The organism is Thermonema sp. (genome assembly GCF_026003375.1).
GTDB classification, from domain to species: domain Bacteria; phylum Bacteroidota; class Bacteroidia; order Cytophagales; family Thermonemataceae; genus Thermonema; species Thermonema rossianum.
Genome location: NZ_BPHD01000001.1, coordinates 787,937 through 800,741, shown reverse-complemented (window position 1 = coordinate 800,741; position 12,805 = coordinate 787,937). Strand labels below are relative to the sequence as shown.

The 12,805-nt window shown below is 47.1% G+C and carries 8 protein-coding genes; 1 reads left to right on the top strand and 7 read right to left on the bottom strand.

Going from position 1 to position 12,805, the window contains the following annotated elements; all coding sequences use genetic code 11:
- The first annotated feature begins 69 nt into the window (after positions 1-69).
- A complete protein-coding gene (scpB, locus tag QVE43_RS03400) occupies positions 70-642 on the top strand; it encodes an SMC-Scp complex subunit ScpB (RefSeq protein ID WP_288004303.1) in 573 nt (190 codons plus the stop codon).
- A gap of 259 nt (positions 643-901) precedes the next feature.
- On the opposite strand, the gene QVE43_RS03395 is transcribed toward scpB, so the two are convergent.
- The 7 genes from QVE43_RS03395 to QVE43_RS03370 all read right to left on the bottom strand — a co-directional run bounded on the left by QVE43_RS03395 (position 902) and on the right by QVE43_RS03370 (position 12,463).
- Positions 902-2,527: a hypothetical protein gene (locus QVE43_RS03395; RefSeq protein ID WP_288004301.1), complete on the bottom strand. Its 1,626-nt coding sequence runs from the start codon at positions 2,525-2,527 to the stop codon at positions 902-904.
- An 849-nt stretch (positions 2,528-3,376) separates the two neighbouring features.
- The gene (locus QVE43_RS03390; RefSeq protein WP_288004299.1) at positions 3,377-5,095 is read right to left on the bottom strand and encodes a hypothetical protein; all 1,719 of its coding nucleotides are present in this window, start codon (positions 5,093-5,095) and stop codon (positions 3,377-3,379) included.
- Between the two features lie 228 nt (positions 5,096-5,323).
- Positions 5,324-7,444 (bottom strand): hypothetical protein, encoded by a 2,121-nt coding sequence (locus tag QVE43_RS03385; RefSeq protein WP_288004297.1) that lies wholly within the window; start codon positions 7,442-7,444, stop codon positions 5,324-5,326.
- Positions 7,445-7,635: 191 nt separating this feature from the next.
- Complete coding sequence (locus QVE43_RS12565; RefSeq protein ID WP_374758337.1) at positions 7,636-8,640, bottom strand: hypothetical protein; 1,005 nt, start codon at positions 8,638-8,640, stop codon at positions 7,636-7,638.
- Between the two features lie 47 nt (positions 8,641-8,687).
- On the bottom strand, positions 8,688-9,170 hold the full coding sequence (locus QVE43_RS12560; RefSeq protein WP_374758338.1) for a hypothetical protein: 483 nt from the start codon (positions 9,168-9,170) through the stop codon (positions 8,688-8,690).
- A 595-nt stretch (positions 9,171-9,765) separates the two neighbouring features.
- Positions 9,766-10,740 carry a glycosyltransferase gene (locus QVE43_RS03375; RefSeq protein ID WP_038032611.1) on the bottom strand — a complete coding sequence of 325 codons (975 nt, stop codon included), beginning with the start codon at positions 10,738-10,740 and terminating at the stop codon, positions 9,766-9,768.
- A 73-nt stretch (positions 10,741-10,813) separates the two neighbouring features.
- Positions 10,814-12,463, bottom strand: coding sequence for a hypothetical protein (locus tag QVE43_RS03370; RefSeq protein ID WP_288004293.1), 1,650 nt, complete (start codon positions 12,461-12,463; stop codon positions 10,814-10,816).
- Positions 12,464-12,805: the final 342 nt, after the last annotated feature.

The following is a 12,805-nucleotide window of genomic DNA, read 5'->3' as shown; positions in this document are numbered from 1 at the left end:
GGAAAACAGCGGCTTTTGCTTTTGTGTTTTTTCCTTTATTTTGCTTTCTCATTCAAAGCCGCTGAGTCTATGGACTTCTTGCAGAACCATATAGAAGCACTTATTTTTTGTGCCCCTTCGCCCATTACCGAAGAAGAAATACGGCAATGCATGACAGAAATGTTTGATGCCGACATAGAGTTGAGGGTAATAGAAGAAACACTACAGCGCATCATAGAAAAATACGAAGCCGACATTTATCCTTTTGGGGTTTACAAAAGTGGGGGTGGCTATCAATTCCTGACCAAGCCCGCTTATCAGGCCTCCATCAGCATTTTGTTGAAGCAGCAATCAAAAAAACGCCTTTCCAAGTCGGCTCTGGAGACCTTGGCCATCATTGCCTACCGGCAGCCCGTAACCAAAGGCGAAATAGAGCAAATCAGAGGGGTGAACTGTGACTATGCCATTCAAAAGCTTTTGGAAAAAGAGTTGATTGTTATCAAAGGCAAAGCCGATACCGTAGGGCGTCCCTTGCTTTACGGCACCAGTGACAAATTTATGGACTACTTCGGCATCAACAGCCTCAAAGACCTGCCCCAACCTAAAGACTTGAAGGCAGAAGAAGGCGAAGGCTTGGAAATAGGCAAAGAGCAAGACGGCTAAACGGAAAAGGATTTGTTTTTTTCACGATAAAGTAAAGGCGGGTATTCGTCCGCCTTTTTATTTTGAGAGTGTAAGCTAAAAATAGATGAGATTTATTTTTTTGAAGCTTTTCTTTTTTGTCATTTCGGGCGCATACGAGAAATCTATTTTGTTGCATGGCGTGATAAGGTTTCTCACTACGCTTACGCTCCGTTCGAAATGACAAGTCACGTTTCACACCGTGAGAGCTGAAAGAGTGGAGTTGATATAATTGGGAAAATTATCTTTGAATAACGGTTCCTTTATTTAAGACCTCTTTGGGCTGTTGCGCTTCTGCCGGTATGATGGATGAGGATAAGGCTGAAAACAAAGCGACGCTTACTGTCATGGGACCCAGTTTCATCAGGGTGATTTTAAATGCAGACAAGCCCGCATTTAAGATGATTTCGATGATTGCATAAGAATGTTCGGCACTTGCAAGCGTCCATTCGCCTACAGATGGTGGCACAAATAAAAGATAAAGTGCTTGTGCAGCAAGAAACAGCGTCAAATGGCTGCTGTTGATAAGATAACGGTTTAGCGTCATACGTTCTTTACTTCGTTCCTTTCTTTTGACCAAAAGAGTAAGCACCCATATAGATAAGAAGCAGGCAAGTGGCGATAGTATGCCGGTAGCCAAGCTGTTGGCTACACCTTTAAGGGAAGCGGGTAATAGGTGATCGCTAAGCAGCATGAACCCTCCGTAAAAAAGGAAGAGAAATGCCATGCCGTGAAGAACGCTTAGGGTGAACATCGACAGCAGGTGCTTCCGGGGAGCCTGTACAAGGGCAATTTCTTGGGACGGCACCAGCCATGAAAGCAGCAGTTTTTCGGTTCGTAAGAGTATAAAAGTCACGGCTGCCATATCTATGAGCCAAGCCCATGAATCGCTGAGAGCCGCTACTATGTTAATGAATGTACCAACGCCGGATATGAGCACTGTCCCAAAAAGCGAATAAGCAGAAACGGGGGTGAAAGGGTACTTCCGGGCATGTTTAGCTGTATGGTTTAAAAGCGCATAAGCCGGCGCAAACGAAAGCCAGAAAGAAGGCAGGCGATATACTATCCGGTCCATAAATCCGGTAAGAGGGTAGGAAGCTTGTGTTTTTGTGTATGTAATGCCGCTAAATAAGGTTTGATACAATATGGCAAGCACACTGATACAGGTCAATGGAAAACACAACAGCAGTATGCTATCCATTACTTCGACGCTCAACCAAAGCTTAAATAGGCTACCCTTGTATAGCCTGCTAAAATACAAGACACTCAAAAGCAGCAGCAAAGCGGCATTTATCTTTCCATTGCTGAAAACAATTTCTTGTATATGTTTAAGTGTTTGTATTGCAGTATGTTGTGGGGAATTGCGCTTCTGTAGAGTTGGTGACGTTTTTGTTTTCTTCGGTGCTTTTGCTTTCAGCTTCAGTAGCCGGCTCCATTCGAGTGCGGAAGGACGTTTGTCCGGCTCGAAGAGACAGCTGTCGAATACCGACTCAAAAGTTTTGGCTATTGCCGGGGGATAGAGCGTAAACAGCCGCCGGTGGGTAGGCGGTATCACCTCGAAGAGGTCTTTGCGCGCGCCGTTGGGATAAAAACCGTGCCGGATGAGTTCTTCATAGGTGCTGAGCTTGTCGTAGGGCGGCTTGAGTGTACCGGTGAAAGGATGAATGCCCACAAGAAAACGATAGAGGATAACAGCCAGGCTGAAGCGGTCCCAGCCTTCATTTTTGAAGTCAGCCGCTTCCATGTCTTTGCTTTCGGGCGGGGCATACTCGGCTGTAACGACAGCAGCAGGGAAATGTATTTCCGGCGCATTGATTTGGATGCTGTCGAGGTCCAATGAGAGAATGAAGTCCGTTGGGCAATACAAAGATATTGACGGGTTTGAGGTCGCCGATGACATATCCTTTGGCATGGACGGCATGCACGGCGGCACAGATGTTAAAGGCGGTTCGTAACCTGTAGACGGCCACCATGGGGTTGGAGAAATAGAACTTATGCCATTCCGTGCTTTGGAATTCGGGGTAGCTTTCAAAGTCATCGGAGCAGAGGTATTCGAGCTCGACGCCTTCGGCTTTGGGCATGAGGAATCCGGTGAACTGTCCTTGTTCGTCGAAGAGCAGTTCCAGGGGCCATGCAAGGAAAGTATGCCCGTTTTGCTCGATGCTTTCGGGCGGGTTCTGCACCATATAGCGCAGCTTGGCTTCTTTTTGCGCTGCTTTTTCGGGCGAGAAAAACACTTTGGCAACCAAGGGGGTACGGGCGGGGTGGTTGTTTACTTCATAAACAATCCTTCGCCGCCGCTGCCCAGCATTTCGCCCAATTGCAGAAGGGTGCCGTCCGCAGTATATACTTGCATGGTCTTTTAGATAATGTTTTTTACCACAATAAGTTTCAACAAAGCACAGAGGCATTGATGCCTGCTGTTTCCGGGAATTAAGAAGAGCTTTGCCCTTTCCCCGACAAGATAACAGCTATCCGGCTTACAGGCAAAAACCATTCCTGTTGAAGCCGTGCGCTGCTGCATCTATACCATTGAGCAGAGAGTCCACCTCTTAGAGGTAGCCCCTAAAAGTCCCGCGGAAGAAGAAATAAAGATAAAACTTCGCAAGACAAAGCTTTCTGTATAGCATATACAGAAGGGAGGCACTCACAGCTGAAAAGAGCAAACTCATGAGCAGCAGCCTAAAGATTCCTTGTCCTGAATGAGGGGAACCCTTTATTTCCGTAAAGATTGCATTTTTTCTTTTAGGGTATCAAGGAGCCCAAGGAACACGGTAATCGCTACGAATATAATCATTAGCGTGACGGCAATTAAGGCAATTAAGATGGTTAGCATGATTCCTGCCCCTATATGGTCAAAAAAAGCAAGAAACACTTCTTCATTGAGGAAATCACCTTCTATAAATAGAAATTTTTCCGGATGTGCATCTTCTGAATTTACTATAAAAAAGCAGAAGTAACCATAAGCTGTACATATAAAATAAGCCAGAAAGGGTAAGGCAACGAGAAATGCTAAGTCTTTTTTTCGATATTTATTCTTTTTCGGAGCGATGAGATATGAATAAATAACGGTAGTACCCAATAAGATTATACAGTAATAAAAAACAGAGGTGGGCAGGCTACCATTACCATCAAAAAAGAAAGATAGCCCATACCATTGAAGAATAATCAATGGTGGTGCGATGAGCATATGTGTATGCACATTAATATATTCTTTTTTTATTCTCGTAAAGAGAACAGGCATAATTAGGGCATATAGGCTGATAAGTACCCCTTGCAAAAGCCATGGTGTGGGCACCAGTCTGAAAGGCACGGGCAGGTATTTGTTAAAAATAAGCATTGCTATCTGTAGCATTCCTATCATTAATGATAGTATTACTGGCCTTTTGTCTGTGGGGTGATCCTTGGTGAAGGAGAAGGCTTTATTGTCCCTGACTTGTAGCTTTTTCTTCGCTTTCGCCTTCCGGGCAGCTGCCTCTGCCGCCTTAAGTGCTTCATGGAGGATGCGGTTCCATTCGAGCGCCGAAGGGCGCTTGTCCGGCTGAAACAGGCCGGTATCGAAGGCTTGCCCGAAGGTTTGGGCGATTGCCGTCGGGTAGAGTGTAAACAGCCGCCGGTGGGTAGGCGGAATCACCTCGAAGAAGTCTTTTCGTGAGCCGTGTGGGTAGAATCCGTGCCGGATGAGCTCTTCGTAGGTGTTGAGCTTGTCGTAAGGCGGTTTGAGGGTGCCGGTGAAGGGGTGAATGCCGGTGAGGAAACGGTACAGCATGACAGCAAGGCTGAATCTGTCCCAGCTTTCATTTTTGAAATCTTCGGCCGTCATGTCTTTGCTTTCGGGTGGTGCATTTTCGGGGGTGAGGACAGCGGCGGGATAGCTCTCCTGCGGGCCGGTGATTTGAATACTGTCGAGGTCAATGAGGGTGACCAATCCGTTGGGCTGCAAAAGGACGTTGCCGGGCTTGAGGTCACCGATGACATATCCTTTGGCATGGACGGCATACACGGCGGCACAGATGTTAAAGGCGGTTCGTAACCTGTAGCCGGCCACCATGGGGGCGGAGAAATAGAACTTATGCCATTCCGGGCTTTGGAATTCGGGGTAGCTTTCAAAATCGTCGGAGCAGAGATATTCGAGCTCAACGCCCCGGGCTTTGGGCATGAGGAACCCGGTGAATTGTCCTTGTTCATCGAAGAGCAGTTCCAGGGGCCATGCAAGGAAAGTATGCCCGTTTTGTTCGATGCTTTCGGGCGGGTTCTGCACCATATAGCGCAGCTTGGCTTCTCTTTCTGCCGCCTTGGCGGGGTCGTGGAATATTTTGGCGACCACCTCGCCGCGTGGGTGCTTGTCCTGCACCTCATAGATGTATCCTTCGCCGCCGCTACCCAGCAGTTCGCCCAATTGGAGGAGCTTGCCGTCCGCAGTATATACTTTCATGGCCTTTTTAGGTAATGTTTTTTACCACAATAAGTATCAACCAAGCACGCAGGCATTGATGCCTGCTGTTCCCGGGGATTAAGAAGAGCTCTTGCCCTTTCCCCGACAAGATAACAGCTATCCGGCTTACAGGCAAAAAGCATTCCTGTTGAAGCCATGCGCTGCTGCATGCATGTTTCAAGGTGCTTGGTAAGAGGCGGCGCATCCTGCATTGGGACAAACAGCCATTTACCAACCTATAAGATTCCTCAAATACTTGTGTATCCAAAAAGGTAGGGACGGTATGATCACAAGGAGATATAGAGCCCTTAGCGTACCCAGCTCATAAAACTGAGGCATTACGTAATGAGTGCATGCTCCTAAAAAGCCTGCTGTAGAGGCAATAAGAATAATATTTCGCAAGACAAATTCTTCTGAGAACGAGAGGGGCGCATAGCTCTTTACCAGCTGAAAAGAGATACCTTGGCAACACAATGTGAGCAGAAAATAAGATATGATTGTTACAAAGGTCAGGGGGGGTAACTCCTCGATGTGTGCAAGTATTCCGTAGGTCACTACATACAAAAGGCAGGCACTCACAGCCGCAAAGAAAAAGGTGATGCCCAACAGCTTAAAAGTTCTTATATTGAAATTCAGCGGCACGAGGTTTTGGTAGTCTTCCGGGATAGACAGCATCCGGGCAAATGGGATAATGGTGACCATAGCAAATGCGCCATAAATAATGAAACCGGCGATCATAATAATGATAGAGACGACAATTGCCTTAAGAAGTAGCCAAGGAGTGTATGCCAGAAAATATATCAATTTTCTTAGAGCAACTTCTTGCGTAAAGACTACATATAAAGAATATTCCAAATCAGAGTGAATATAATAATAAACATAATAGGGGATTGCAAGGGTGGTAAACAGTATGACAGCTCTACCAAGTAAAATATCATCCAGCTTATCAATGCTTTCGGGGTAATCCTTTTCTTGAATAAGCTCCTGCTTGTGTTGAAGAATATCATATAGGTGACCTATTATTCCCAGGAAAAAGGCTATATAACCGACATGAATGATGATAGGTGTGCCCAGGTCATCAGGCAGTTGGTCATGAGTAGAGAGCAGATAAAGCAAGCTGGGTGTCATCAGAGGGGGGATAATGAGCATCTGGGTATGGGTATTCACAGTAAGCGGGAGAGCGAATATAGTCATTGCAGAAACCGCCAGGGCATATACACTAAGGATGCTTATTTTCAAAAGCCATGGTGTGGGCATCAGTCTGAAAGGCACGGGCAGAGAGCTGTTAAAGGCAAGTAGAAGCAATAGCATCACGCCCATGGTTATAACCAGTTGTTTGCCTGTGAGTGGGATCCCAATGAAGGGCGAGGGCACCTTCCGGGCAGTCGATGCTGCCGCCTTAAGTACTTCATGGAGGATGCGGTTCCATTCGAGCGCCGAAGGGCGCTTGTCCGGCTGAAACAGGCCGGTATCGAAGGCTTGCCCAAAGGTTTGGGCGATTGCCGGTGGGTAGAGTGCAAACAGCCGCCGGTGGGTAGGCGGAATCACCTCGAAGCGGTCTTTTCGTGAGCCGTGTGGGTAGAATCCGTGCCGGATGAGCTCTTCGTAGGTGTTGAGTGTGTCGTAAGGCGGTTTGAGGGTGCCGGTAAAGGGGTGAATGCCGGTGAGGAAACGGTACAGCATGACGGCAAGACTGAATCGGTCCCAGCTTTCATTTTTGAAATCTTCGGCCGTCATGTCTTTGCTTTCGGGCGGTGCATTTTCGGGGGTGAGGACAGCGGCGGGATAGCTTTCCTGCGGGCCGGTGATTTGAATACTGTCGAGGTCAATGAGGGTGACCAATCCGTTGGGCTGCAAAAGGACGTTGCCGGGTTTGAGGTCACCGATGACATATCCTTTGGCATGGACGGCATGCACGGCGGCACAGATGTTAAAGGCGGTTCGTAACCTGTAGCCGGCCACCGTGGGATTGGAGAAATAGAACTTATGCCATTCCGTGCTTTGGAATTCGGGGTAGCTTTCAAAGTCATCGGAGCAGAGGTATTCGAGCTCGACGCCCCGGGCTTTGGGCATGAGGAATCCGGTGAAGCGTCCTTGTTCGTCGAAGAGCAGTTCCAAAGGCCATGCAAGGAAAGGATGCCCGTTTTGCTCGATGCTTTCGGGCGGGTTCTGCACCATATAGCGCAGCTTGGCTTCTTTTTGCGCTGCTTTTTCGGGCGAGAAAAACACTTTGGCAACCAAGGAGGTGCGGGTGGGGTGGTTGTTTACTTCATAAATCCATCCTTCGCCGCCGCTGCCCAACATTTCGCCCAATTGGACGGGTGTTCCGTTGGAGGTAAACAGTTGCATATGTTGACTTATTTTTTATCATCAAAATAAATATTTCATCATCGGTTTCTTTTGCAAAAACAGGACCGTGGATAAGCTCCGCGGCCCCACTGGCACTTGACTTTGTATGCACCATTTTCTTAAACGATAAGCAAAAGCCGGAATACAAGCTTCCGACATCAAGTGTTGCGGGGGCTCAGTGCACTTATAGTTTATTTTATAATAAAGGCAATTGGAGGCAAGAAGATAAAGAGGATTTCAAGCAATATGTTACTTGGATCTTTAATAAATATATCCGAATAAGCGAGATGTATGCAGGCCAAGTAGGTAGCCGCAAAGACAAGAAAATGCAGCGTGTTGAGAGCAAACAGTTCGGTGGCGTTAATCGAGGTAAGACGATTGATGAGCCAAAGCAGGCACCGTTGACTCAGTAAATTGATGGGCCGAAATAGTAAAATAAGAGATAGCGTGCGTGAAACAGGGGGGAGGCTGCTCCCTGTTTTTATTATCATGAAGTAGATGCTCCCTGCAATAAGCAGATAGGGCGAAGCCATAAGTACTAATTTTAGCAATCTTTTCTTGTTGAATGCGAGCGGTACAAGAGCGTAATCAGGTTTGGGGTTGGTTTTGAATGGGGCATAATTTTGAGCATTCTCCAGCGCTATTGTGAACGGTAGAACAGAAAAGTATTTGACGAATGGGATAAGAAGTAATACAAATATTGGCATCCCAGCGAAGAATATCAAGGTTGCAGATATTCCTTTGTAGTTTAGGAGTTTGAATAACATGGTACCAAAAAAAGCATAAAACACAAGCCCAAAACCTAATAATAAATGAATATGTATAAAATGACAACAGCTTGAAAATAAGGTGTACTTTTGATTGTTACACTTGCCGGCGATAAACATGTATGAGTAAATGCCTGCATATACTATAATGGGGAGCCACAAAAATAAAAACCAAATGCTGTAACTCAAGCTGCTTTCTCCCAGGAGCCCAAGAATTAGGAATAAAGCGAGAAATGACAGCATTACCCGAGGTGCTATCCTTTTTGCTTCGAAATCGAAAGAAGGGTTCTGGGCAGCTTTCATTTCGTTGTCTATAATTGTGAGGGCTTGTTGCTTTAGTCTTTCAAGCCGGCTTTTTATTTTTGCTTTAAGTGTTTCAAGCCGGCTTTGCTCTTTCTTTTTTACATGCAGCATTGTGCTCCACTCCAAAGCGGAGGGGCGTTTTTCCGGCTGAAAGAGGCAGGTATCAAACACCTCTATGAAGGTTTGAGCGACCTGTGGGGGGTAAAGCGCAAAGAGCCTTTGGTGGTCATTGGGTATGGCGGCAAAGAGTTTCTGCTTTTTGCCATGCGGGTAGAACCCATGGCGTATAAGCTCTTCATAGGTGGTGAGCTTGTCGTAGGGCGGCTTGAGTGTACCGGTGAAAGGATGAATACCCACCAGGAAACGGTAAAGGATGACGGCAAGGCTGAACAGGTCCCAGCTTTGTTGCTTGGGCATTTCGGGCTCCCAAGTCCGGCTTCGGGCGGGGCATATTCCGGCGTGACTGCCATGGAAGGGAAGTGTCCTTCCTTTGTGTGTATTTGTATGCTGTCGAGGTCTGCAATGGAAATGAGACCGTTGGGCAATACAAAGATATTGACGGGTTTGAGGTCGCCGATGACATATCCTTTTTGATGCAGGGCATGCACGGCCGCACAGATGTTGAATGCTGTGCGCAGGCGGTAGTATGCCACCATGGGGTGGGAGAAGTAAAACTTTCTCCACGCATGCTCCTGAAATTCGGGATAGTGTTCGAAGTCTTGTGAACAGAGGTATTCGAGCTCGACGCCTTCGGCTTTGGGCATGAGGAATCCGGTGAATTGTCCCTGTTCGTTGAAGAGCAGGTCCATGGGCCATGCAAGGAAAGGTGTGCCCGTTTTGCTCGATGGAGTCGGGCGGGTTTTGTATCATATAGCGCAGCTTGGCTTCTTTTTGCGCTGCTTTTTCGGGCGAGAAAAACACTTTGGCAACCAAGGAGGTGCGGGTGGGGTGGTTGTTTACTTCATAAACAATTCCTTCGCCGCCGCTGCCCAACATTTCGCCCAATTGCAGAAGGGTGCCGCCCGCAGTATATACTTGCATGGTCTTTTTAGATAATGTTTTTTACCACAATAAGTTTCAACAAAACACAGAGGCATTGATGCCTCTGTTTCCGGGAATTAAAAATATTTATCCTGCTTTTTGTAACAAGATAACAGCTATCTGCTTTGCAGGCAAAAACCATTCCTGTTGAAGGATGTGTTTTACACACCGGAGCAGCACTCTTCTGTGTGGTGGTAAAGCAAGTCGCTTTTATTCTATCACCTCGGCAATCACATAGTCATGACGTTTGGGGGCAGTATTCACGATCATTTCGCCTAAAAAGCCGGTAAGAAATAGTTGGGCACCGATGATGATGCTTGTCAATGCCAGGTAAAAAAGAGGTTGGGCGGTTACTTCTCGATAGTGAAGCCCATGCGCCAGTGCCCATAGCTTATACCCAATGAGCCACAAAGTGATGAGTGCACCAATGGTGAAACTAAGTACGCCCAAGCCGCCGAAGAAGTGCATGGGACGCTTGCGGAAGCGCGACACAAACTGAATGGACAGCAGGTCAAGGAAGCCAAACAGAAAACGCTCAATGCCAAACTTGGTTTTGCCGTAGCGTCGAGGATGGTGCTTCACTTTCTTTTCACCAATACGCTTGAACCCTGCCCATTTGGCAATGACCGGTATGTAACGGTGCATCTCACCATATACCTCTATGCTTTTCACTACCTCACAACGATAAGCCTTCAATCCACAGTTGAAATCATGGAGCGGGATGCCCGACAGCCTGCGGGTGACCGCATTGAACAGCTTCGAAGGCAGGGTCTTGCTCCATGGGTCATAGCGTTTATATTTCCAGCCCGACACCAAGTCATACCCCTCTTCTGTTATCATTCTATAGAGAGCGGGGATCTCCTCCGGGTCGTCTTGCAGGTCGGCATCCATGGTGATGACTACGGCGCCACGGGCTGCTTCAAAGCCCGTTTGAAGTGCTGCCGACTTGCCATAGTTTCGCAAAAAGCGAATAGCCCGCAGGGGAGGATATTGCTTTTTCAACGTATGCAGCAGCTGCCCGGTTTGGTCTTCGCTGCCGTCGTCCACTACAATGATTTCGTAGGTCCATGCATGCCCGGCAAGCACGCGGGTAATCCAGGCTATCAATTCGGGGAGCGATTCCGCTTCGTTGTAGGCCGGTATTATAATGGATAAATCCAGAGTGGGGTCAGGTGTGGGGTTCATAGGTTGATTTTTGCATACATTTTTCTTAAAAGACAAAAATAATAAGCCAAAGCCGGAATACAAGTTTCCGGCATCAAGTGTTGTTGCGCTTTATCCATGTCCATATGCCGGTTACGAGCTTGTACCATCCGAAAGTCAAAGATGGAACGATGATAAGATATAAGACAGCATTCAAATACGAAGTAGCTTCAGTAGTGAAGTATCCTCCATATGTACCCGGCAACAGCATTTGATGAATACCATGCAAGTAAGCGGCTGCAAAAGCAAGAAAAAGCAAGGTTTTCAAGGTGAGTTGTTCGGTGGGGGTAACCGGTCCGTACCGTTTTACAAACCGAATCAGGTGCCATTGACTCCATGAGGTAATGAGCTGAAAAAGGATAATGAAAGCCAATTCCGGGATTAAAAGAACAGAAAACGAGAAAAACGTGTCATACACAGCAGTGCCTATCCATTCCACCATTTTGTAGCAGAGAAATGTTCCGGCGAGCAGATAGGGCAAAGCTGCCGGCAACAGCTGCGCCAATCTGTCTTGGTTGGGCAAAGAAGTGAGTTGTATGTTCTGTTGAGCAACCGGCAGCGCCCATATAAGCATGAAAGTAAGCGGAACGGGAACCAATGCCATGAACGGAATAAAGGAATAAAAGGGCCTGGGCATGATCAAGAAGTACGTAAACAGGAAAACAACGATAAAGTGTATGCATCCTACAAATAAACGAAAGCGAAGAGCCTTGGTTCGCTTGGTATTGATAAGCCTGTACAAGTAGATGCCTGCATATATGATGAGCGCCATATGCAAATGAGTGACAAAGCTGAAGTTAATTTTGTAAGAAAAATCATAAAGCTTATAAGACTCTGGATAAAGTTGAAGGATGCGAATAATAAATGGAAATGATAGGGTAAGCCGTATGAATGTTTCTTTGAAACGAGAAGTGCGAGGAGCTTTCGTTTTGCTGTCTGTAATTGTGGGGGCTTGTTGCTTTTGTCTTTCAAGCCGGCTTTGCTCTTTCTTTTTTACATACAGCATTGTACTCCACTCTAAAGCGGAGGGGCGTTTTTCCGGCTGAAAGAGGCAGGTATCAAACACCTTTATGAAGGTTTGAGCGACCTGTGGGGGATAAAGCGCAAAGAGCCTTTGGTGGTCATTGGGTATGGCGGCAAAGAGTTTCTGCTTTTTACCATGCGGGTAGAACCCATGGCGTATAAGCTCTTCATAGGTGGTGAGCTTGTCGTAGGGCGGCTTGAGTGTACCGGTGAAAGGATGAATACCCACCAGGAAACGGTAAAGGATGACGGCAAGGCTGAACAGGTCCCAGCTTTGTTGCTTGGGCATTTCGGGCTCCCAAGTACCGGCTTCGGGCGGGGCATATTCCGGCGTGACTGCCATGGAAGGGAAGTGTCCTTCCTTTGTGTGTATTTGTATGCTGTCGAGGTCTGCAATGGAAATGAGACCGTTGGGCAATACAAAGATATTGACGGGTTTGAGGTCGCCGATGACATATCCTTTTTGATGCAGGGCATGCACGGCCGCACAGATATTGAATGCTGTGCGCAGGCGGTAGTATGCCACCATGGGGTGGGAGAAGTAAAACTTTCTCCACGCATGCTCCTGAAATTCGGGATAGTGTTCGAAGTCTTGTGAACAGAGGTATTCGAGCTCGACGCCTTCGGCTTTGGGCATGAGGAATCCGGTGAATTGTCCCTGTTCGTTGAAGAGCAGGTCCATGGGCCATGCAAGGAAAGGTGTGCCCGTTCTGTTCGATGGATTCGGGCGGGTTTTGTATCATATAGCGCAGCTTGGCTTCTTTTTGCGCTGCTTTTTCGGGCGAGAAAAACACTTTGGCAACCAAGGGGGTGCGGGTGGGGTGGTTGTTTACTTCATAAACAATTCCTTCGCCGCCGCTGCCCAGCATTTCGCCCAATTGCAGAAGGGTGCCGCCCGCAGTATATACTTGCATGGTCTTTTTAGATAATGTTTTTTACCACAATAAGTTTCAACAAAACACAGAGGCATTGATGCCTGCTGTTTCCGGGAATTAAAAATATTTATCCTGCTTTTTGTAACAAG

Bases quoted from the DNA above. Each gene is read 5' to 3' on its own strand.
- QVE43_RS03385 (WP_288004297.1), bottom strand. From the start codon at position 7,444: ATGCAACTGTTTACCTCCAACGGAACACCCGTCCAATTGGGCGAAATG.
- QVE43_RS03390 (WP_288004299.1), bottom strand. From the start codon at position 5,095: ATGAAAGTATATACTGCGGACGGCAAGCTCCTCCAATTGGGCGAACTG.
- QVE43_RS03370 (WP_288004293.1), bottom strand. From the start codon at position 12,463: ATGGACCTGCTCTTCAACGAACAGGGACAATTCACCGGATTCCTCATG.
- QVE43_RS03375 (WP_038032611.1), bottom strand. From the start codon at position 10,740: ATGAACCCCACACCTGACCCCACTCTGGATTTATCCATTATAATACCG.
- QVE43_RS12560 (WP_374758338.1), bottom strand. From the start codon at position 9,170: ATGGTGGCATACTACCGCCTGCGCACAGCATTCAACATCTGTGCGGCC.
- scpB (WP_288004303.1), top strand. From the start codon at position 70: ATGGACTTCTTGCAGAACCATATAGAAGCACTTATTTTTTGTGCCCCT.